This window comes from Grimontia sedimenti, from assembly GCF_011045095.1.
Classification (GTDB): Bacteria; Pseudomonadota; Gammaproteobacteria; order Enterobacterales; family Vibrionaceae; genus Enterovibrio; species Enterovibrio sedimenti.
This window is the reverse complement of record NZ_JAALDL010000005.1, coordinates 34,113-56,892: the sequence shown is the minus strand read 5'-3', so window position 1 is coordinate 56,892 and position 22,780 is coordinate 34,113. Positions and strand designations below refer to the sequence as shown.

At 49.6% G+C, this 22,780-nt stretch carries 18 protein-coding genes and 1 pseudogene; 10 read left to right on the top strand and 9 right to left on the bottom strand.

The window, feature by feature from the left end:
• The first annotated feature begins 46 nt into the window (after nucleotides 1-46).
• From G5S52_RS08845 to G5S52_RS08820, 6 genes and pseudogenes are all read left to right on the top strand, one after another.
• Nucleotides 47-2,020: a methyl-accepting chemotaxis protein gene (locus tag G5S52_RS08845; protein WP_165012867.1), complete on the top strand. Its 1,974-nt coding sequence runs from the start codon at nucleotides 47-49 to the stop codon at nucleotides 2,018-2,020.
• A gap of 10 nt (nucleotides 2,021-2,030) precedes the next feature.
• Nucleotides 2,031-3,328 (top strand): annotated as a pseudogene (locus G5S52_RS08840) (ABC transporter substrate-binding protein).
• 299 nt (nucleotides 3,329-3,627) lie between these two features.
• Nucleotides 3,628-4,452 (top strand): DUF3100 domain-containing protein, encoded by an 825-nt coding sequence (locus G5S52_RS08835; protein ID WP_002539200.1) that lies wholly within the window; start codon nucleotides 3,628-3,630, stop codon nucleotides 4,450-4,452.
• A 3-nt stretch (nucleotides 4,453-4,455) separates the two neighbouring features.
• On the top strand, nucleotides 4,456-4,905 hold the full coding sequence (locus tag G5S52_RS08830) for a hypothetical protein (protein ID WP_046302963.1): 450 nt from the start codon (nucleotides 4,456-4,458) through the stop codon (nucleotides 4,903-4,905).
• Nucleotides 4,906-6,093 carry a M20 metallopeptidase family protein gene (locus G5S52_RS08825; RefSeq protein WP_165012865.1) on the top strand — a complete coding sequence of 396 codons (1,188 nt, stop codon included), beginning with the start codon at nucleotides 4,906-4,908 and terminating at the stop codon, nucleotides 6,091-6,093.
• A 218-nt stretch (nucleotides 6,094-6,311) separates the two neighbouring features.
• Complete coding sequence (locus G5S52_RS08820; protein ID WP_165012863.1) at nucleotides 6,312-7,781, top strand: multicopper oxidase domain-containing protein; 1,470 nt, start codon at nucleotides 6,312-6,314, stop codon at nucleotides 7,779-7,781.
• Nucleotides 7,782-7,839: 58 nt separating this feature from the next.
• Here G5S52_RS08820 and adiA read toward each other — a convergent pair whose 3' ends face one another.
• Nucleotides 7,840-10,134: an arginine decarboxylase gene (gene adiA / locus G5S52_RS08815; protein ID WP_165012861.1), complete on the bottom strand. Its 2,295-nt coding sequence runs from the start codon at nucleotides 10,132-10,134 to the stop codon at nucleotides 7,840-7,842.
• Between the two features lie 384 nt (nucleotides 10,135-10,518).
• On the opposite strand from adiA, the gene potE reads away from it, so the two are divergent.
• Both potE and G5S52_RS08805 read left to right on the top strand, forming a co-directional pair.
• Nucleotides 10,519-11,838: a putrescine-ornithine antiporter gene (gene potE / locus G5S52_RS08810; RefSeq protein WP_046302959.1), complete on the top strand. Its 1,320-nt coding sequence runs from the start codon at nucleotides 10,519-10,521 to the stop codon at nucleotides 11,836-11,838.
• Nucleotides 11,839-11,846: 8 nt separating this feature from the next.
• Nucleotides 11,847-12,236, top strand: coding sequence for a hypothetical protein (locus G5S52_RS08805; RefSeq protein WP_165012859.1), 390 nt, complete (start codon nucleotides 11,847-11,849; stop codon nucleotides 12,234-12,236).
• A gap of 49 nt (nucleotides 12,237-12,285) precedes the next feature.
• Here the strand turns inward: G5S52_RS08805 and G5S52_RS08800 are convergent, their stop codons facing one another.
• The 3 genes from G5S52_RS08800 to G5S52_RS08790 form a co-directional block, all read right to left on the bottom strand.
• A complete protein-coding gene (locus tag G5S52_RS08800) occupies nucleotides 12,286-13,260 on the bottom strand; it encodes a LysR substrate-binding domain-containing protein (RefSeq protein ID WP_046302957.1) in 975 nt (324 codons plus the stop codon).
• Between the two features lie 160 nt (nucleotides 13,261-13,420).
• Nucleotides 13,421-13,891: a low molecular weight protein-tyrosine-phosphatase gene (locus G5S52_RS08795; protein WP_002539190.1), complete on the bottom strand. Its 471-nt coding sequence runs from the start codon at nucleotides 13,889-13,891 to the stop codon at nucleotides 13,421-13,423.
• A gap of 86 nt (nucleotides 13,892-13,977) precedes the next feature.
• The gene (locus tag G5S52_RS08790) at nucleotides 13,978-14,706 is read right to left on the bottom strand and encodes a dienelactone hydrolase family protein (protein WP_165012857.1); all 729 of its coding nucleotides are present in this window, start codon (nucleotides 14,704-14,706) and stop codon (nucleotides 13,978-13,980) included.
• 244 nt (nucleotides 14,707-14,950) lie between these two features.
• On the opposite strand from G5S52_RS08790, the gene cobO reads away from it, so the two are divergent.
• On the top strand, nucleotides 14,951-15,541 hold the full coding sequence (gene cobO / locus G5S52_RS08785) for a cob(I)yrinic acid a,c-diamide adenosyltransferase (RefSeq protein ID WP_165012855.1): 591 nt from the start codon (nucleotides 14,951-14,953) through the stop codon (nucleotides 15,539-15,541).
• Nucleotides 15,542-15,596: 55 nt separating this feature from the next.
• Here the strand turns inward: cobO and G5S52_RS08780 are convergent, their stop codons facing one another.
• Nucleotides 15,597-16,640 (bottom strand): metal-dependent hydrolase, encoded by a 1,044-nt coding sequence (locus G5S52_RS08780; protein ID WP_165012854.1) that lies wholly within the window; start codon nucleotides 16,638-16,640, stop codon nucleotides 15,597-15,599.
• Between the two features lie 353 nt (nucleotides 16,641-16,993).
• Between G5S52_RS08780 and G5S52_RS08775 the strand changes: the two genes are divergently transcribed.
• A complete protein-coding gene (locus tag G5S52_RS08775; protein ID WP_165012852.1) occupies nucleotides 16,994-17,437 on the top strand; it encodes a CBS domain-containing protein in 444 nt (147 codons plus the stop codon).
• 337 nt (nucleotides 17,438-17,774) lie between these two features.
• Here G5S52_RS08775 and G5S52_RS08770 read toward each other — a convergent pair whose 3' ends face one another.
• The 4 genes from G5S52_RS08770 to apbC all read right to left on the bottom strand — a co-directional run bounded on the left by G5S52_RS08770 (nucleotide 17,775) and on the right by apbC (nucleotide 22,592).
• Nucleotides 17,775-19,916, bottom strand: coding sequence for an AsmA family protein (locus G5S52_RS08770; RefSeq protein WP_165012850.1), 2,142 nt, complete (start codon nucleotides 19,914-19,916; stop codon nucleotides 17,775-17,777).
• Nucleotides 19,917-19,998: 82 nt separating this feature from the next.
• Nucleotides 19,999-20,586: a dCTP deaminase gene (gene dcd, locus G5S52_RS08765; protein ID WP_002539182.1), complete on the bottom strand. Its 588-nt coding sequence runs from the start codon at nucleotides 20,584-20,586 to the stop codon at nucleotides 19,999-20,001.
• An 83-nt stretch (nucleotides 20,587-20,669) separates the two neighbouring features.
• On the bottom strand, nucleotides 20,670-21,311 hold the full coding sequence (udk, locus tag G5S52_RS08760) for a uridine kinase (protein WP_165012848.1): 642 nt from the start codon (nucleotides 21,309-21,311) through the stop codon (nucleotides 20,670-20,672).
• A 186-nt stretch (nucleotides 21,312-21,497) separates the two neighbouring features.
• The gene (gene apbC, locus G5S52_RS08755; RefSeq protein ID WP_165012846.1) at nucleotides 21,498-22,592 is read right to left on the bottom strand and encodes an iron-sulfur cluster carrier protein ApbC; all 1,095 of its coding nucleotides are present in this window, start codon (nucleotides 22,590-22,592) and stop codon (nucleotides 21,498-21,500) included.
• Between the last annotated feature and the right edge of the window lie 188 nt (nucleotides 22,593-22,780).

The following is a 22,780-nucleotide window of genomic DNA, read 5'->3' as shown; positions in this document are numbered from 1 at the left end:
CAGTGTTTGAATCCCCATCGCCAGACTGTCGTAGAGTGAGAGAACAATGAAGTTGTCCGTCGTACAGAGAACAGTTGCGGGTTTTGTCTTAATGTTCGTATTAATGGCATTACTTAGCAGCGTTAGCCTGTTCAACGCCAAGACCCTACAGGGCAAAGTTGAACAAATCACCGACCAATCCACCCCTATGGTTGTTGCATCCGGAAACCTGATCACTCAGCTGATGCGCACCAATCTATTGGTCAGAACTTTTCATAACGACCCATCTGAAGCGAGTCAGATTGACCAAACGTTCGAAGAGCAAAAACGCCACTTCTTCGACACGCTCAATACTGCTCAACAGGGCCGCCCAACGGACGCTGAGCGTCAGCAACTGAACGCGATCACTCAGGCGTCTAATGGTTACTTTGAGCAAGCAAAAGTACTGATTGAACTGCAGAAGCAATCCAACCAACTGATCGCTGAGCGAGAAGCGTTGGATCTTAAATTCCTGCGTTTAGAAGATACCTACCAGTGGGCTGCTAACCTTCTTTTGCAAAAAGCTTCTGTGAAGCGCTCACTGCACAACCGCGCAGAACTCATTACCAGTGGTATTGCCCGTGACCTGAAAATGCTGCGCCGAGCTGATCAAGACACCAACCTTCATAAGCTGCGTGCCACCATGGCAAAAGACATCGAAATCGCGTTCAAACGCCTTGAGCTGATTAACGTAGAAGATGATGTTAAAGCCCGTTACTCACGCAATCTGAAAAAAGTTGAATCCCTAACATTGGGAGACAAGGGTCTGATTGATGTCTTGAGCCAACAACAACAAATCAACGCGCGTCTCCAGCAAGAGAACCAACGCACAAACCGTTTGATGGATGATATTCAAGGTCAGCTTGAAGGCTACGCTCAGTATGCACAGCAACTGGCGACCAGCAGCCGTGAAGACGCAGAATCCGCGGTGAGCGAAGCGTTTTTCTATGTGTTCCTGATGACCTCCATTGCCGCTGCTGTCAGCCTTTGGGTTGGTGTCAGCACCACGCGTAGTATTCAAAAACCACTGGCACTGATCCGAAACGTGCTGGACAAAATGACCGACGGCGACATGCGCACCCGTGCAAATTACAACGCGCAGGATGAGTTCGGTGAGCTGAGCCGTTCAATAGATGAACTGGCGAACACCATGTCACAAACGCTGGCAAAATTCGGCGACGGCGCACAGCACCTGCTGGATGAAGCAAGCCGCGCAGCGAATGTTAGCGAAAGTGCCATGTCACGCGTGGAAGACCAGAAATCACGTACCGATCAGGTTGCCGCGGCTATTTCTGAGATGGAAGTGAGCGCCAAGGAAATCTCCCGCTCTACCGAGCTGACCGTATCGGAAGTAGAAAGCACGAACGATGCGGCGAACAGTGGTCGTTCGCAGGTTTCCCGCAGCCGTCAGCTGACTGAACAGCTCTCTGGCAACATTGAAGAAGCCGTGAACAATACTCAACAGTTGAACCAGTACTCCAACAACATCGGCTCAATCCTGCACGTGATTCAGGACATCGCAGAGCAAACCAACCTGCTGGCACTCAACGCAGCGATTGAAGCAGCGCGTGCAGGCTCTCATGGCCGTGGCTTTGCCGTTGTCGCAGACGAAGTGCGCGCCCTAGCAACTCGCACCCAGCAGTCGACGGAAGAAATCCAGCTGATGATCAACAACCTGCAAGGTAATGCGTCACGCATGGCGGAAACCATGAGCAGCAGTCAGAAGCAAATGGAAGAGTGTCTGACCCAGACGCGCCTGACGGACGAAACCCTGCAAGACATCGTGTCACGCATGAAGTCTATCCATGAGATGGCAGTGCATGTTGCTCAAGCCACCGAAGAGCAGATCAAGGTGAGCCATGATGTCGCAGAACACATCAACGGTATCGCACACGTGGCCTACGAAGCAGAGAAAGATGCACGCGCATCAGCTTCGAGCAGTGAAGCACTGGCGGACCTGGCACAAGACCAGCAAAACCTGATTGCAAACTTCCGCGTTTAAGGAGCAGAGAATGAAGAAATTAGCCCTGCTGCCTATCGCAGCACTGACCTTTGCCGCTTCTACGCTGGCGAATGCACAAACCACGCTGGTGATTGATTCATGGCGTAGTGATGACGCAGTGTGGAACGAGAAAATCATCCCAGCGTTCAACAAACACTACCCAAACATCAAAGTGGAATACCGCTCACCACCAGATCTGGATGCCTCCAAGTGGAACGGTGACATGGAAGCGCGCTTTAAAAGCGAATCCGCAGGTGACCTGATTGCCTGCCGCCCTTTTGATGGCTCGCTGGGCCTTTTCGAGCGCGGTCTGTTGAAAGAAGTGACCGAAATGGAAGGCATGGAGAACTTCCCGAGTTTCGCTCTGGCACCTTGGCAGACGGACTCTGGCGCACAGACGTTCTGTTTGCCAATGGCATCTGTTATTCATGGTTTCTTTTACAACAAAGACATCTTTAAAGAAGTCGGCGTGAATGAACCAGTGACTAAAGCTGATTTCTACTGGGCGCTGGAAAAAGCCAAGCGTGCGGGTTACCTGCCACTGGCAATGGGCACCAAGGACAAATGGGAAGCAGCGACCATGGGCTTCCAGAACATTGGTCCAACCTACTGGAAAGGTGAAGATGGCCGTGACGGCCTGCTGACAGGTAAAGAGCGCGTTGACAGCAAACCTTACCGTGACACCTTCCGCGAACTCGGTAAGTGGGCAAGCTACATGGGCGATGACTTTGATCAGCGCGGCTATAACGACGCGATCAAAATGTTTGCTGACGGCAAAGCGGCGGTTTACCCGGCAGGTTCTTGGGATATCGGCACCTTCCGTGGAAAAGTCAACATGGGTGTGTTCCCACCACCGGTTGAAAAACGTGGTGATGCTTGTTATTTCAGCGACCACACAGACCTTGGTATGGGCATCTACTCCAAGTCTAAAACCCAGAAGCGGCAGAGACCTTCCTGAAATGGATGACCACCGCAGAGTTCGCAGAGCTTCTAACCAACGAAATCTCTGGCTTCTTCTCACTGTCGAACCACTTCTTTGATGTGAAAGACCCAATCGCTCAGGAAATGATTTCCTGGCGCGACCAGTGTGATTCGACCATCCGTAACTCGGCACAGGTTCTGTCTCGTGGAGAGCCAAACTTCGAGCTTGAGATTTGGGAAACCAGCGTAGGTGTGATGACAGGCCAAATGAGCCCTGCTCAAGCCGCTAAGCAACTGCAAGATGGCCTTGAGGAATGGTATCAGCCTCAGAAAGATAGCAAGCAAAGTGCCTCAAACGGCAACTGTAACTGCGCGCCTTTGTTGTAATCAATATTGACGAAATCAAACCCGGCTCCCGCGCCGGGTTTTCTTTTATCTGCGGCTTGCCGACCTTGTTACCTAAGCTGTCATGAACAGTTAATCCGGTTACCGAATGACACTGAAAACCAACAGTTACAACACCAAACCTAAGCGCATTTTACCGGCCTATAACCACTAATTCCGTAAGGGAATATCATATTTAGTTTTCATCTAGATCCCGATACCGACCGTTGATCTTGTTCACGTTTCGCTTTTCATCCGTCCCTATAATCAGCGGCGATTTCCACTTTTACTGTTGAATAACTATGAGCACAGAAGAAAACAAAAGCGGTCAGGCACGCGTCATCATGACCAGTGTCATCGCGGTATCCGCACTGATTTTCCTATCCCAGTTTGTTATCGGTACCAAGAAGATTGATCTGGGATTTGCCACTATTTCTATCCTGCCAATGCTGTTTGCCGTGATGTTCGGTATGGCACTGTCAGTAAACTGGACCAAGTCCAAGATCAAAGCGTGGGGCAAAGTCTTCACTGAGAAAGAAGAAGGTTTCTGCGGCAAGATGGTGGGTTACTGTCTGCTGGTGCTGGGTACCCAATACGCGGGCATGATTATCCCTAACCTGGACATGATCATCGATGCTGGTGTTCCACTGCTGTTCCAAGAGCTGGGCAACCTGCTTCCAATCCTGATTGCCATTCCTTTGGCGGTGAAATTCAAGTTCGACCGCAAAGCGATCGGCGCATGTTCATCGATCAGCCGTGAGCCTTCTATCGCGGTTATCCAAGGCAAATTCGGCACAGGCAGCCCAGAGTACGTTGGTGTACTGGCTATCTACCTGTGTGGTTCTGTTATCGGCACCCTGTGGTTCTCTGTACTGGGCAGTATCGCTCCGCTGACGGGTCTTCACCCACTGGCACTGGCTGCAGGTTCAGGCGTAGGTTCTGGCTCAATGCTGAGCGCAGCATCAGGTGCATTGGTATCAGGCCTTGAGCCAGCGCTTGCACAACAAGTGCTGAGTATTGCTGCGGCATCTAACCTGCTTTCATCTGTTCTGGGCGCACTGTCGCTGACTTTCCTTGGCCTGCCATTGGCTGAGCTGATGTACAAAATTTGCAATAAAGGTAAATAAGCCATGAAAGTGATTATGAATGACATGAAGCTGGTCTCGCTTGCGATTGTACTGGCTGGCTTTACCCAATTTCTGACCAACGGCACTGCGCCGACTGAGATGGTACACAGCTTCATTGCTATGTCTGTGATTGTGTTCCTCTCTCTGGTTGCGAAGAAGTTCATTCCTTCTTCACTTCCAACGTTCGCCTACGCGACCATTATCGGTATTCTGATTTGTCTGCCTGAGACCCCGGTTCGCACTTACTTCCTGGAATCAGTGGGTAAGATCCAGTTCCTGTCTGTGTGTGTGCCGCTACTGGCATTTGCAGGTCTGTCTGTTGGCGGACAGATGGAAGAGCTGAAAAAGATGTCTTGGAAAGTTATCGTTATCTTCCTGATTGTGGCGACCAGCTGTTTCTTCGGAGCGTCTGTGATTGCACAAATCGGGTTCCAAATGAAAGGGATTATCTAAATGTCGGCTAAGTACTCAAACTTCAATCTGGACAGCAAGCTGCTTGGCCTGCATGAGTTCAGCATCAACACACGTCGTGACCTGCACCAGATCCCTGAGATCTCCGGTGAAGAGTTCAAAACCACGGCTTACTGCCAGGCGCTGATGACTGAGATGGGTTACAGCCTGACCACTTACGAAGGTTTCACTGGCTTCATCGCTGATCTGACCGTGAACCCTGAGTGGAAACGTGTTGGCTTCCGTGCGGACATGGACGCACTGGAAATGGACGACATGACGGACAACGAATACCGTTCGACGCATGAAGGCCGCTCACACAACTGTGGTCACGATACCCATATGGCGATCATCCTGACCACGGCGAAATACCTTGCCGAAAACCAGACCGAGCTGAAACACAACGTACGCTTTATCTTCCAAATGGCGGAAGAAGACATGCGTGTACCGGGCGCAAGCAAAATGGTTGAGCTGGGTTGTATGGAAGGCATCGCGGAAGTGTATGCACTGCACAATGACGCGGCTCTGGAATACGGCTTCGTGAAAATCAACAACGGCATCATGTCTTCTTATGGCTCTGCGTGGACTTTGGACGTTCATGGCGTTTCTGCTCACGGTTCAACCCCGCAGAAAGGTCTGGATGCGATTCGCGAAGCCAGCCGTATTATCATGGACATGGACTACGTGGTTGCCAAGCGCACTAACCCGTTCAGCCCTGCAGTATTCGGTTGTGGTATGTTCAACGGCGGCAGCATTCCTAACGCTGTGCCTGACTATGCACAGGCTCGCGGCACCATCCGCGCTATGGACGCTGAAACTGATCAGATCCTGAAAGACAGCTTTGAAACTTTCGTAAAAGAAAGTGAAATCCGTGGCTTCAAAACCACGATGGTTTGCGAAGGCTACCCAGCAGTCATCAACCACCCAGAGGCTTACCAGCGCGTGGTAGATGCAGCGCGCGCTATCGTGCCTGCTGACCGTCTGGATCCAAATGGCAATCCAATGACAGGTTCTGAAGATTTCAGCCTGATGGTGAATGCAGCAGAAGATCGCAAAGGCGCGATGTTCTTCCTAGGTAGTGGTAACAAAGAGGCAGGCATTTGTAATTACCTGCACTCAAACCCTTACTATGTGGATGACGACTTTCTGTTGGTCGGTGCGCAGATTTTTATCCATATCGCCTGCCACTAAGCTTAACTTCCCCCATAAAAACCAAAGGCCAGACGCTTTTTGCTCTGGCCTTTTTTCTATTCTCTACAACTTCTTATACTTAAAGACGGTGGAATCTGGACAACACGTAGTCTTTTTCTTGTTTGTATCACTTTTGAGCTAGGCTCTAAATGGACGAACACAGTCTGATATTAAATAATCCGCCACCAAAACATATTTAAGTTATTTAGGGAAAAAGGATGACCTGTTTCAGACAAATAAAAGGTGCATATAAGCGCCAGAAAGGTTTTGCCAGCCGACGCGTAGCCTTAGTCATGCTAATGGTCTCCGCACTTATTTTTGCTGCTATTGTTGCCAGCACTGCTCTGCGCGCTTCTCCACCAACTACAGCAGCAGTAACACCCTTGAGTATTCCGACACTCATTGACAGCCGAACTCAAAATGGCCTGATAGTCATCGATATCAAAGAAGGTGAGCACGAGTTTTATCCCGGGGTTAAGAGTAAAACCAGTGGCTACAATGGTGGCTATCTGGGTCCAACAATAAAAATGTACAAAGGCGAAAGTACAGCCATTGCGTTTACCAACCATCTTGATGAACCAACGAATATTCACGGTCATGGCTTACACGTTGTAGGAAAGATTGACGGCGGTCCTCAAAACAAAATCCTACCCGGAGATACATGGAACGTAACCATTCCTGTCGTGCAACAGGCCTCCACTAACTGGTATCACCCACACCTTAAAGGCTCCACTGCCAAGCAGGTTCATTCTGGACTGGCGGGTTTTTATCTTATTGAGGATGAGCATTCACTGTCTTTGGGGCTCCCAAACACCTACGGCGTTGATGACATACCTTTGGTCATTCAGGACAGAAACTTTGTTGATGGAAAGATGACGCCATACCCGGCTAACGACATGCCGGAGGATTTGAGAGAAGGCACGCTTGTGGTCAATGGCACCATCAATCCCTACACGATGGTACCTCAATCTTTTGTCAGATTACGTTTACTCAACGGCTCCAATGCCCGCTCGTATGAGTTCTATCTGGAAGGCGACCAACCTTTCTATAAAATAGCGACAGAAGGCGGCTTGCTGGCCTCCCCGGTAGAATTAACATCTTTGAAAATGGCACCTGGAGAACGGAATGACATCGTCGTTGATATGTCAGCCGTCGAAAACCAGAGGGTGCTGGCAAGGCTGTTACCCATGAATTATAGCGGATTCAACGCTGCGCTCGTTCCTTTCTCAGAAAGCCAATCTGTTCTTGAACTCCGGGTTGATAGCTCGCTCGAGGCGCTAGCATCTGCGTTACCCAAACAACTCAATACCATTACCCCTTACCTTGAAAAAGACGTTCAGGTAGAGCGTATTTTTGAGCTGGATGATATGTCCATTAATGGTCAACAGATGGACATGAATGTCATTAACCATGAATCCAAGTTAGGACAGCTGGAAAAGTGGACAATCAATTCAGGTAGGCATCCATTTCACATGCACGGCACGTCCTTTCTGATTTTGTCGATGAACGGAAACCCGCCAGCGCCAGAAGACCAAGGTTGGAAAGACACCATCTATCCAAATGGTGAGGCCGAAATTCTGCTGAAGTTCGAATATGAGGCTCCCGAGCAATGGCCATACATGTACCACTGCCATATTCTGGAGCACGAGGATATGGGAATGATGGGGCAATTCACCGTCGTTAAGTAAACCTGGTAGAACAAAACAAGTAAGGGGAAGCCATTAGCTTCCCCTTTTTCTTTGGCGTTTAAACCGATTTCACGCACATCACATGATAGATACCATCATGCATCTCTGTCCCTTCGGTTTCTTTTTCAAAGCCTGGGAATTCTTCATCCCACACTTCAAGGCTCTTGAGATATTTGATTTGCGGACTGTTCTCGTCACCGAAGCTCTCTCCGGACATTAACATCGGAATGCCCGGTGGATATGGGATAACCGCATTGGCAGCAACACGCCCAACGAGTTGATGCGAAGGCACCATTTCCACGTTATCAGCGACGATAGCCTGATAGGCGGCGCGTGGCGTCATCACGGCTTCTGGTAGCGTTTCGTAAGCCGCATTCAATACTTCACCCGGATTGTGCTGTTTCAGATAACTGAAAATCTTGTCGCCCAAATCCTTAAGCCCCATCTCGCCATAGACATCAGGGAAATCTGACGCCAAATCAGGCAGCGAATCCACCAGTGGCGTGTTGTTGTCGTAGTGACGTTTGAAACCCATCAGCGTATTGACCAGCGTTGCCCACTTACCTTTGGTGATACCCATTGAGAAGAGGAACATCACCTGAAAATCTGTGGTACGGGTCGGCACGATACCGAAGCGTCCGAGGTAGAGTGTAACCAGTGCGGCTGGCACACCTTTATCAAGCAGTTTGCCATCATCGCCCATGCCCGGCGCGAGAATACTGACCTTGATTGGATCGAGCATACACCAGTCTGCAGGCATATCTTTGAAGCCGTGCCAGTTGTCGCCAGGGTGCATCACCCAGGCATCCTGACTCTCGCATAGCAAGTCTGCAGGCGCATCTTCGAAGGCGTAAGTTTCCCCGGTTTCTGGGTCTTTGACAGTGTCCGCATTCCACGGCGTGAAGAACCAGTCACCATTTTCTGTGTATTCACGATTCAGCCGCCCCATCGCCTGACGGAAATCCACCGCTTCGCGAATCACTTCCAGCGTCAGCGAATGACCTCGGTTACCGGCCATCTGCGATACGGCTATATCATTCGATGCACAGATCGCATACAACGGAGAAGTGGTCGCGTGCATCATGTACGCCTGATTGAAGCGCTCAAAGCTGATGGCGCCTTTACCGTTTCTCACATGTAGCCAAGATGCTTGGGACAAGGCATTCAGCAGTTTGTGGGTAGAGTGAGTCGCAAACACGGTTGGCGCGTCCGGGTCTTCGGTTGGCTCGCCGCGCATCGCATAGTGTTTTTCGTAGATAGGGTTAAAGCGTGCATAACCGTACCAAGCTTCATCGAAATGAATACGGTCGCTGCTCTCGGCCAGAATGTCCTGTGCCCTTTCAGCGTTATAACAAAGACCGTCGTAGGTACAGTTTGTCAGCACAGCATACACCGCGCGTTGGTCCGCGTAATCTTTGGTGAGTGAGTAATCTTTCGCCCGCTGATCGAGCACCTGCTTGGAGAGCTGGTCAGGATAGATGGGGCCGATAATGCCGTAGCGGTTGCGTGTTGGCAGCAGGTAAACGGGCCGTGCACCGGAAAGCATCAGTCCCTGCTCAATCGACTTGTGACAGTTGCGGTCGCAAATCACCAGATCATTCTCGTTCATACAGGCGGACATAATGGTGCGGTTGGAGCCTGATGTACCCGTCACCAGCGAGTAAGATTGGTCAGCGCCAAAGACCTTGGCCGCATAACGCTCACTGTCACCAAAATAGCCCGTGTGGTCGAGCAATGAACCTAAGCTCCCACGCTCGATCCCCATGTCGGTGCGGAACAGTCCCTCACCGTAGTAATTGTAAAAGCGTTGTCCTGCTGGGGTCTTGGTAAAGCCAACGCCTCCTTGGTGACCTGGTGCTGCCCATGAATACTCATGAATATCGTCATATTTCATCAATGCGGACATCAGTGGAGGTAGCAGCTGCTTACGGTAGCGGTTCATTGCGGCGACGGCTCGGCCTGCTATGAAGTCTGGCGTGTCTTCCAGAATCCAGGCGAACTCATCGACTTTTTCCATCATCTCTCGGGTGACGTGAAGGGTGATTTTCTTACGCTCAGCCAGCAGGAACACAGGGACATTTTGCTGACGACGGTTGAGCTTTTCTATCAGCACATAAAAGCGCTCATTTTCTTCGCTTTGGGACCCGCTCATGGCTGATGTAAGCATCAGACAATCAAGCGCAGTATTCGAAAAAATCACCGAATAACAATCATCAAAGCTTGTCGCCACCATGACTCTTGCGCCGCTGCTTTCCAGCTCTGCAATCAGCCTTTCAATCGCATTACCCACTACACCTTCTTTATGGGCTTCTTCCAAAATCAGAACATTAAATTTCTTTCCGTAGGTTTTCATAGCCAGCTCCGACACTGAATGAGGAGAAGTGTTTTGTTTGAGTCCCATTCACCATAGAAGAGCCCTCTGGCAGACAAAGTCGCAAAAAAGACAAATTTGAAGAAAAAACCAAAGTGAAAATTGATGCATTGCCGATAGGGCGCATCATCAATCCCCTATTTTTATTGGCTTACAGAAATGTGGGTAATTAGTTTCATTAGGACGAACTGTGCTTTTGTCTTGTAAAAGAACCAAACACCTCACTACTCCACTTCTACTTTCAATTCGACAGGCAAAGCCTTTTCACTTGTTTCGATGCAGCGGCGGGAGATCGTCAATCGAACGTGTATGCAGCAAGGCTGAATACCTGCATTTCTTGCCCAAATAATGCAGTGGAGAATCAGTATGGCGTCAGAACAAAATAAAATGGGACTGGTGGGATTAACCACCATAGTGACTGTAAACATGATGGGCTCTGGCATCATCATGCTGCCAGCAAGCTTGGCTCAAACCGGGGCAATTTCGCTGCTTTCATGGGTTGTGACGGCACTGGGCGCAATGTGTATTGCCTATGCGTTTGCCAAGTGTGGCATGTACTGCAACAAAGACGGCGGCATGTCTGCTTATGCCAACGAAGCGCACGGAAAGTCATCCTTCTTTATTGCTTCATATACCTATTATGTCTGTCTGGTGATCAGTGCGGTGGCGATTGCTGTGTCAGCGGCTGGTTATTTGGTGCCCTTCTTCCCTTGGATTAAAACCACTCCGATACACACTTTTATTGCTGTGGTCGCCATTTTGGTTGTCACCATGGTTGCCAATTTCTGGGGGCCGAAAATCACCGGTCAAATCTCTGCTATTACGGTCTGGGGCATCATCATTCCAGTGGTTGGCTTATCCGTTGCCGGCTGGTTCTGGTTCAAGCCTGATGTTTTCGCCGAAGCGTGGAATCCCCATCAGGACACGACCATCACCGCGGTCTCATCAGGCATCGCATTAACGCTATGGGCTTTTTTAGGGATTGAGTCAGCCGGGGCCAATTCAGGGGCCGTAGAAAACCCCGAAAAGAACGTTCCTTTGGCCTGTATGCTCGCCACCAGCTTCACCGCCATCGTTTACATCACATCAACGTCAGTGATTCAGGGCATTATCCCGAACGCCGAACTGGCCAAATCCGATGCGCCTTTCGGGTTGGTTTATACCTACATGTTTAACGAAACTGTGGGCAGTATTATCACCGCACTGGCCGTGATTGCCTGTATCGGTTCCTTACTTGGTTGGCAGTTTACCAATGCGCAGGTATCGAAAGCCGCAGCAGACATTCGCCTGTTCCCGAAAGTGTTTGGTGAAGTGAATAAAAACAATGCGCCCATCAAAGGCATGTTGATTATGTTGGGGCTCGAATTGTTGCTGGCTGTGATGACGATTTCGCCAAATCTGGTCAAGCAGTTCAATGTACTGCTTAACCTCGCGGTATTCATCAATATGGTTCCATACATACTGTCGCTGACCGGTCTCGAAGTCATTCTCCGCAAGCAGAATGTCAGCCAGAAAGAGTATAAAACGGCAGCTACGATCGGGACTTTCGCCGTGATTTACAGTATTTACGGCGTGTATGCCTGTGGTCAATCTGCCGTGTTCTGGGGCTCGATCCTCACCATGTTCGGCTACATCTTCTATGGATTCGTTGCTGCACGCGACAGAAATGACGGCACGCCCGCTTAGGAGGAAATATGTCAGACATTGAAGTCCAAACAATGAAGAAACTGGCGACGTTCCTTTTGATCGGTACGGTTATCGCGATTTCACCACTTGCACTGTACGCTGCCGAGGAAGTGGTGATTGAAGAATCGGAAACCGTGACGCTCCCTACGGATGATGCCATGACAGCGATAGAAATCATCATTGGCAAACGTATTCCCGACAGTGTGCTGGAAGATGGTAGGCCGCATCATGTCTATCGGCCGAAAACCCCCATCTTCCATCAGAACCATCCGGAAAATGAACCTGAACCTCCCGCGATCCGCAAGCACCTGTTGGTGGATCATCCTGAGCTCAACAACAATCAGGGCAGAGTCATTCGGACACCACCGCCGGAAAGTGGGGAGACCTCCAACAATTGAACGTAAAAACGCCAGCATATTCGCTGGCGTTCTTCACTCTTCTTTCAGGTTAGTAAACGGGGAGTTCCAGACCTTCAAACAGCTTGTCGACTTTCTCGCTGCTGTTTTGCATCAACACACTTTCCATCAGTGTTTTGGTCAGATGAGGCGAGAACGACATCAGGAAGTCGTACATGTAATTTTGCAGCAAGATGTCTTTCGAAAAGCAAATCCAAGCGTTACACGGCTCAAACAAGTGATCGAGGTTGATATAAGTCAGACCCGTGTTTTCAATGTCGCGTGCTGCCAAGGTAGAGATAATGCCGATACCAAAACCAAGCTGGACATAACGCTTAATCACGTCAGCATCCATCACCGTCATAAAGTAGTTCGGATTGATACCCGCGCGTCTGAAGGCTTCATCCTGAACCTGACGGCCAGTTGAACCCGGCTCGTAACTCAGAATCGGATATTCAGACAATTGCTTGAGCGTTGGCTTGCGGACATCCGCCAGCGGATGATCTTCCGGCACCACCAATCCCATCGTCCAGAGGTACGCAGGCAGCTGGATTAAATCGTTGTCTGCACCAATATCGTGGGCCACGATGGAAAAGTCAGAATGCCCCTTACTGATCACCCCCTTCGTTTGCAACGGCAGTGTCGGATGCAAGTGGAAGTTGATGTTCGGATACTTTTTAGTGAAGTAAGACACGCTGTTTGGCAGCAAGTAACGTGCAATGGTATGCGTGGTATAGATATTCAGCGTACCTACACTCGGATCCAGATGCTCGTTCGCCAGCGCTTTAATTTTTTGCTCCAGCGCCAGCATGCGCTCGACCTGCTCAAGGATTCGTTCACCGATCGGAGTAATACCGCTGAGGTTTTTACCACGACGTTCAAAAATCCTCACGCCCAGTTCTTTTTCCAGCAATCCGACTTGTTTACTGACGCCTGGCTGGGTTGTAAAAAGCGACTGGGAGGCCGCGGACACGTTTAAATTGTTGTCCTTTATCGCTTTTAGATATTTAAGCTGCTGAAGTTTCAATCCCTTACCTCACAAAAAGCTATCAGCTATAGATCTTAAATTTATAAGAGCGATCAAATTTAAACAAGCACTAAGGTAGGAATTTGCTTGTTGCTGCGAACATTGTTCCGTTAAAGACGAAAAAGCCCGCTGTCAGCGGGCTTCAGCAAGACTCAGAGGTTTATTTCGCCATCACTTCATCCAGCACACTGTCGCTGGCTTCTTCGATAAGATCCAACACCAGCTCAAAGCCTTTTGAACCGCCATAGTATGGGTCTGGGATTTCAGCCAACGATGAGTTGCCATGGCTCAAAAACAAAGAAACTCTGTCACGAAGATGATCTGGGCAACGGTCCAGCAGGTCAGCAAGGTTCGCTTTGTCAGAAGCCAGAATCATGTCGAACTTTTCAAAGTCATCATCTTCAACCTGACGCGAGTATATGCCCGTGAAATCATAGCCTCTGGCTTCTCCGGCTTTCCTTGCTCTTTCATCAGGCTTAGCGCCTGAGTGATAACCGATGGTGCCTGCCGAATCGATTTCAACATCCAAACCGCGCGCCTTGGCTTTGGCACGGAGTATTGCTTCTCCGGTAGGCGAACGACAAATGTTACCCATACAGACAACGAGAATTTTCGGTTTGTTATTAGACATTGGCACTCCGTTCCCCATTCATTACGAACACTGTATCGAATCAAGGAACGGAGGGCAAAGTCACCGAAACAGCTGTTTGAGAGGCCCTACAGATTTTCTTCTAGGAAGCCAGTGAAGGTCGCCCAAGAGCGCTTATCCGCTACTTCACGATAACGAGGAGACTCAAACACTGTAAAAGCGTGAGGTGCACCTGAATAAACTTCAATCAGATACGGTATACCCGCTGCTTCCAGGTCTTCAGAGAGATCCGCCACATCACTCATTGGAATTGCACTGTCTGCACCGCCGTGGGAGATGAAAATCGGTGCCGTGTCTTTGGCATAGCTCTGGTCGCTTGGTGTCGCCAGTCCACCGTGGAAAGTGGCATAACCATTGATACCACTGCCTTTGCCAGAACGAGCAAGCTCTAGCGTTGCTGCGCCGCCAAAGCAATAACCTGCAACCACCACATCTTCTGCACCCATTTCCCGGGCTTTATCTAAACCCGCCAGAATCAGGGTTCGCATTTTCTCCCGATCTTTATAAAGCTTTCCTGTTTCCGCTTTCTTGGCATTGCTATCAACAGGACGGTTGCCTTTGCCATATAGGTCGACCGCAAAGGCGTTGTAACCCATCGAAGACAGCATATCGGCGCGCTTCTGCTCATAGCCAGTCAGTCCATCCCAGTCATGGATTAAAATCACTGAGCCTTTAACGTCGCCATCAGCAGGCGCGTAGTAACCCTCTAAGGCCATACCATTAGAACTGTAATCGACCACTTCCCCTGCCATTAAACTAAAAGGCAGGGCCACCAACAGCCATCCTAACTTTTTCATCTTTTATCCCTCGTGGTTTCATACCCAAACGACCTGAAGATGCTCGCTGAATCCTGCATCTTAAGATTGTTTGGGTATATTCTGACTGATTGTAGTTGACCAATTTCTGTACGAACGCCAATACCAGAGCGATTTACTCAGGTTTACACTCTTCCAATACAAGTGGGTTTTGGTATGTTGTGATCCACGATTGCTGGCCAACCATACTGCTTCAGCCAAATAATTTTGAAAGGAAGAAAATCTAATGAGCGATGAGCGCTACAAAGCCCGACAACAAAAAGTCAAAGAACAAGTCGATGAGCGCGTTGCCGCTGCACAGATTGAGAAAGGTTTGCTGTTGGTGATTACCGGAAACGGCAAAGGGAAATCAACTTCAGGGTTCGGCATGATCACTCGCGCGACCGGTCACGGCCAGAAGTGCGGTGTGGCCCAATTCATCAAGGGCACTTGGGAATGTGGCGAGCGCAATCTGCTGGAAAAATGCGGTGTTGAATTCCACGTTATGGCGACCGGCTTTACCTGGGACACACAAGATAAAGCCGCTGACACCCAAGCAGCGCAGGAGGTTTGGCAGGAATGTAAACGCATGTTGGCAGACCCAAGCTACGACGTCGTGCTACTGGACGAAATGACCTACATGGTCACCTACGGCTACATCGAGTTGGACGAAGTGGTAGAAGCGCTGGAAAACCGTCCAAGCGAGCAGTCAGTGATCATCACTGGCCGCGCAGCTCACCGTGCACTGACTGAGATGGCAGATACTGTCTCTGAAGTTCGCAATGTGAAGCATGCTTTTGATTCTGGCATCAAGGTACGCAAAGGCATCGATTGGTAATTAGTCCTTTCCGTGACACTAGGTAGAAGAAAGCCCAGCATTGCTGGGCTTACTGTTAGTTGGATGACAATTCATCACGGAAGCAATCATGCTCATTACATAGCATGGCATCAATGCTTTGCCAGCCGAGAAGACGCATCCACAGTGCAGGGATTTGTCGCGGCAACACTGGGCCTGGATCCAACTGTACTGGCGGCACCAATTGCCAAACCTGATTCTCACCCTGCTCTGCCACCACAAAGCTAAACGGGTGATACATGGCCATACCAAGGCGCAAATCCGTCGCAGTCAACGCACCACCATCATGTTCGTAACGCACAAAGCCACGGGTGAAGTTCTCAAAGTCTGCGAGTAGTTCTGGCTTGCTCGGGAATGCCCAATCGCCTCGTACCATTGGCATCCAATCGATGGTTGGATCTTCATCCAGCAAAGATGTCAGGCCTTCCCAGTATTTATCGCCATCCAACACCACCACGCGCCAAAGCACGGTGTTGAAAGGTGTGGGGCCAATAAACACCGGCTGTCCTTCAAGGTGCGTACCTGCGACGTTTTCTTCCACCCGGTCTTTCACCACGCCAATCGCTACAAGCGACCAGGCGAGATACAGCGTAGAAATCGCCAGCCCCACGCCACAGAGTTTGGCAGCACGGCTACGCCAGATAAATGCGGCCAACACAGGAATGAGCAATGGAATGGTGTACAGCGGGTCAATGATAAAGATGCTGGAGATAGCCACAGGTGGTGTATCTAATGGCCAGAATAGTTGGGTGCCATAAGTCGTGAAAGAATCAAGAATCGGATGCGTCACCAACACTGCAGTAAACAGCGCCCAGAGTTGCCATAGCGGCCATTCCTTGGCAAAAAGTCGCTTCCAGAAAACCGCCAATACGGCAGCAAACGGGAACAGAACAAACAGGGAATGACTAAACCCACGGTGTTTAATCATATTGGAAATCGGGTCGCCATAATCCAGTACCACGTCCAGATCGGGCACTGTGCCGAGCGCAGCACCGGCAAGTAGCACTTTTGGAGAGCAACGTTTACCGGCGACTAAACCGGCGACTGCAGCGCCAAGGGCTGCCTGAGAAATAGAGTCCATGAACGTTCGTTTTCCTTTAAAGCTGAAGGCATTTCTTTTTCTTGTTCAGGTGGCTGATTCTAGCGCACATTCTGACTGGGTAAATCAAATATACCCAAACGACCTGAAGATAATTGAATTCAGAGGTCATCAATGCGCTCAATTCGAGGCAAATTCCGCGAGGAATAGTCATTCTATTTCCGTGGAGTTTAACGAAGAAGTGGGCGCATTGAGGGCCTCCCTTCGGGCGAGTTGACTGACGCCGTGCTCATTGTTGTTCCTACTGGATTTCTGGGCGGTGCCTCCCAACATTACGTCCTTACTTTTTGTAGGTTTAAAGGAGTCAATCCAAACAATGAGGAGAGGTCTACACGATGCCAGGAAAAGTTTCCGATTACATGACACGTAAACTGGTGACCATCAGCCCCGACATGGGAGTGCGTGAAGCGTATTTCCTCATGAGGGACAAAGACATTCGCCACCTTCCTGTCGTAGAAAACGGCGAATTGGTGGGGATCATCAGTGACCGACAACTTCGTCGCCCCAACTGGGCCGATGAAGCGCCTGACATCGAACACCCTTATCTGCTTTCAGATGACCTCAATGTGGGTGATGTCATGGTGACAGATGTGATTTCCTGTCACACCTACGAAACCCTTTCCAAAGCGAACCAGAAACTACTCGATCACAACGTCGGTGCCCTGCCAGTTCTGGACAAAACAGAGACACTGGTCGGTATTTTGTCTGCCGTCGATTTGCTCTGCGCTTTGCAAGATATGCTTCAGCGCGAGAAGAGTCAGAAAAAGCTTCGTGCTTAGGGGCTGTTGATCTTTGGTGGTTAAATTTTGTTCTCGCTATAAGCGTTTTAGGCGCGGCGAGGTGTATGCCGCCTAGTGGTCTAAGCAAATACACCTCAACAAAGCATAAAACGCTTAGAGCAGAACCCTTTGGGCAGCGTTTGTGGGGAATTTCTGCTGCGTTATCAGCTTCTCATGTAGGCCAGCTACACATCGAAGCCTCTGCCTTGCATAAAATCCCCACAAACTGCTGCAAAAATCATCACCAAAGGTCAACAGCCCCTAGAGGCTGTTGACCTTTACAAAAGAAAGCCGCATTACGCGGCTTTCTTCATTTGTGAGCTTTATCGATACAGCGTTAGTTGAACAAGCCTTGAAGTAGCTTGTTGGCCGCATCCTTCACTTTATCGTCCTCTGCTTTATCACCCAACAGCTTTTTCAAACCGCGCTCCGCTTCTTTGCGCGCTTTTTCTTCCAGCACTTTGTTAGAGGTCAGCAATGCTTTCACATCGAGGTTATAGCTAGGCGCTGTCCACGTACCGCCAATCTTCACAGGAATCGTGACATCTTTGAGCTCATCGATATCTTTGCCACCCTGACCTTTACTGGTGCCTACCACAGAGACAAACACTTCAAAGTCGAGGTCTTCTTTCACCAGATTGGTTTGACCTTCGCTACGAACGCGCAGCGCTGGCGCTTCCATCTTCATATTACGGGTAGAAGCGATACCTTTGCCGAGGTTGAAAGTCGCCGTCAGTGCACTGAAGTCTGTCTTACGGGTTTCTTCTACATACTCTGCACGCTGGCCTTTCAGCGTTGCTTTCGCTTCACGGATCATTTCAGGTATGTTGATACCGTTGATGGCACCGTCTGCAAAGTTAATCGCTACCGTGCCGGTAATGCCTGTACGCAAGCGCTTTTCAGACAGGCCAACACCACTGACGTTTGCGTCAATGCTGCCTTTACCCACCAACATATCCTGATTTGCTGCCGCCTGAAGAAGTGGGAGCACATTGACGTTCTTGATGTCTTTTTTCACCTGATAACGGGCAGGAGAAGTGGTCGCATCGAGCTTGCCTTCTACCTTGATTGTCCCACCGTATAACTTGGCATCGAACTGTTTGACATCAACCTTGCCACGGTTAACGGCAAAGTTGGCAATCACATCAGTCACTTCCACGTTGCTCGCAACGAAGTCATCAATAACGATTTTACCTGCGATATCCAACCCTTTCAGAGCAGAGAGGTCAGGTTCAACATCACTAAGCGGTTTCTTCTCCGCTGGCTTTTCAGCAGAGCCGCCTTGCGAATCACCCGATGCTGCTGGCTTATCTTCTGCAGCTGCCGCTTTACCACCAGGAAAAGTATCCAGGTTGATTTTCGGGCTGTGAACGTCAAATCGAATGGCTGGAATATCTGCCAGTGCAACTGACGCTTTACCATCAAAATTCAGTTCGTCGACTGCCGCTTTCAGATTTTCCAGAGACAGTTTCTGCGCCTTGTTATCGAAGGCCACGTCACCGCCCATACTGATTTTCATTTCAGGACGAGGCAATGACTTGCCTGCGACTGTCGTATTCAGTTCCAGCGCTTTTGCGGTGATCAGAGAAATCGCTTCGTCGACTTGCACTGTTGTCTTACCTTGGGCATCAAACGACATGTCGCTGGCATTACCCTTGGCCGCAAAATCAAACACCATAGGAATCGCAAGGCCGAGGCGATCTGCTTTCAGCGTGAAGCTTTCCAGTTTTGTCGCCGCATCATTGGCGCTGGCTTCCAGTGTGAGAGTGCGAAGCTGAGATTTCATGATCTCTTTGTCAATCATAGCTTCAGCGTCACCCTTGGCGGAGAAAGCCAAAGCGTTCTGTTTGCCCACCACATCAAATTCGATTGGCACCCAAATACCGGTTTCAAGTTTGCCGATAGTCAGGTTCAGCGAGCTGATTTCACTGCTGGTATGCGTTTTGTCATCCCGCACGGTGGCGCTGGCATCCAGCAACTCCAAACCGCCGATAGAAATCGTCCACGCTTTTGCTGGTTCACCAGCGGGTGCAGGCTCAGAGGCCGACTGAGTATTGCTTTCCGACGGGGCTGTCTCTGCACTTTGCTCACCGCTCAGACCATCGAGATTGCTCACCCCATTTGGCAGCGTCTGAATAAATACGTGAGTGCCATGCAAGCTGACAAGGCCGATATCCAACGTATCTGACAGTAGCGGCATGACCGCTACTGACATCTCCGCCTTGTTCAGTTTCAGCATGTCAGGCTCGGCAAAGCCCTCGGGGTTTTTGAACGCCAGTTGCTCAACGGACAGGCCCAAGCTAGGCCAGAAACGCCAACTGATATCGCCATCGATAACCAGCTCACGTCCTGTCGCTTTTTTCACTTCGTCAGTGATCAGCGGTTTGAAATCATTGGGGTTGATGAATGCAACGATGGCACCAATGGCCACGACCACCAACAGCACCAGTCCGAGTAGAATGTAGAGAAGCTTTTTCATGATGATGCACATTTCCTTTTGAGATGCGGTTGAGGTTAACCAAAATGGACAAAAATTTCTGCTCTAAGTTCAGCAATTTCAGTCATTTCTGGTCCTCATCAATCCGTGATGCCACCGCACCCTGTTGATTTTTATACTTAGCATTCTGCCGCTTATGATAAGGGCGCTCCGCTGGGCTGGTCATGGTTTCAAAGCTTAGCGCACCAATTGGCATACCAGGTCGAAGTGCCAGAGGCAGCCGTCCGCTGTTGTAAAACTCCAGCACAATCTTGCCTTGCCAACCGGGGTCTATGCGATGAGCAGTGACGTGCACCATCAATCCAAGCCTCGCAAGGGAAGAGCGTCCGTCCAACCAGCCTACGATATCGTCTGGCAAAGTCACGACTTCATGGGTCACCGCCAGTGCTAATTGCCCCGGATGAAGAAAGAATGCCTCGCCTTCCGCGATTTCGATTTCATCGCTCATCACCTTTTCAAGCTGTGCGGAGACTTCTTCCCTTGGACCGGATAAATCAATAAACGGCGCGCCATGCTCACTAAAGACACGAAACTTGTTGTCCAAGGTCACATCTGCTGTGACACCAGAGATAGCGTCGTCAGAAGGTCTAGGTTCAATGACGATCTTGCCATCATCGAGATATTCTTTGATGTGTCTGTCACTCAATCTCATCGCGCGTTCCTTCGAATAATGGCCTTTGTTTATTTTTAACCAACTTCAGGTATAAAAAAAGCCGGTCTAAACCGGCTTTTCTTTTATGCTTTCAGCAATTTGGCGATGTGTGCTTTGAGCACATCAATCGCTATTCGGTTCTTACCACCGCGCGGAACGATAATGTCCGCATATTGTTTTGATGGCTCGATAAATTGCATGAACATCGGGCGGACAGTTTGCTGGTATTGTTGAAGCACAGATTCCATAGTGCGGCCACGCTCAGCCACATCACGTTTCACACGGCGAAGCAGACAGATGTCCAGTGGGGTATCCATAAAGATGCTCGCATGCATCAGGTCACGAAGGCGTGGGTCAGTCAGCAGAAGAATACCTTCCAGAATGATCACCTTCTTAGGCGTCAATGGGGTGGTCTCTTCCATTCGGGTGTGTTCTGCGTAACTGTATTGAGGGACTTCAACCGCTTTACCTTCCATCAGGTCTTGAAGGTGCTTGCACAGCAGATCATGGTCCAAGGCTTGGGGATGGTCGTAGTTGGTTTTGACACGCTCTTCCATGCTGAGGTGACCTTGGTCGCGATAATAGCGGTCTTCCGTGATAACACCGATCTGATGATCGCCAACTTTTTCTTTTAGTTCTTGATAAATAGTACTAGCGATCAGACTTTTACCGGATGCAGATGCGCCTGCAATACCGATAATGACACATTGGTTGTTGTCACTCATAAATGAATACCCGGAGAGTTGGCGATAAATAAACCGCCTGATTATAGGGAGTTGAACTCCCTCATGCCATCTAAATGTGTGATTAAGATCTCAAATAAAAGCAAGATGCATATTGTTTCATCACTGTGCACACGAATTGCGCACCAATTCTCGCTCTCAATATGAAACTTGTCAGTAATGTACTTGCTATTCACTCACTGTGGTGATGGATATTTGATCTGCCACACGCTCTCCATGCCAGAACAGCTGACTCGCGACTTTCTCTGCCAGCGCGAGATACACTCCGGCATGTTCACTTTCCGGCTTGCTGGCGACAGTAGGTGCGCCAGCGTCAATATCTTCTCGAATACTGATGTGAAGGGGTACTTGAGCTAACAGCGACAAGCCATAGTCACTGGCCATTTTCACCGCGCCGCCTTGACCAAAGATCGGCTCATGGTGACCACATTGACTGCAGATATGGTAGCTCATGTTCTCTACCACTCCGAGGACCGGAACCGCGACCTTCTCAAACATGGCTACACCTTTAATAGCATCCGCTAAAGCAAGATCCTGAGGTGTGGTGACCACGACGGCTGCCGTAACGGGAAATTGCTGCGCGAGACTCAACTGGATATCACCGGTGCCCGGTGGCATATCCACCACCAGATAATCTACATCCGGCCAATGTGTTTCGTTAACGAGCTGTGCAAAGGCTTTTGATGCCATTGGGCCGCGCCACACCATCGCATTCTCATCCGGCACTAAATAACCAATGGAATTGCTGAAAAGACCATGCGCTTCAACTGGCTCCATGGTTTTTCCGTCCAACGTCGTCGGCTGTTTTCCCTTGGTACCCAGCATAATTGGCAGTGAGGGACCATAGATGTCTGCATCAAGGATACCGACTTTGGCCCCTTGAGCGCGAAGGGCTAGCGCAAGGTTCACTGATGTTGTCGATTTACCTACGCCGCCTTTTGCAGAACTCACGACAATGACATTCTTTACCCCTTTGATAAGCGGTTTTTCGCCCGCTTTGAGTGGTGCAACTTTCTGCTCGATGACTAGCGTAGGGACATCCTCACCCGCTGATTTCTGCGTTTCAATCCAGCCTTCTAACGCCTCAATTAAAGAAGATGCAGCAAAGGGGAACGAGACTTTTAACTCACCGTTTTTTGATTGAGTCACCATGCCTTGTTTATCGGCCCAGTCTTCACCAAGCGAAGCATGGGTAAATTGATTAAGGAACGTTTTCACGGTATCCAAGTCAGGTTGTGAATTCTTATTGCGGCCGAAAAACATAAGACATGCACTCTTCAGTAATGATGCTTCTAGCCTAATGAATTTTTTACGATTTCACACCCTTTAGGCAGAAGGGTTATTCAATACTGTTGCTAATGACCATTTTCTCTGTCTCTCAAGCGCTTCAAACTATGTTTTCTGGGCCTGATCAGGTAAGATTTGCGCCATTCATTCGATTCAATTGTCAA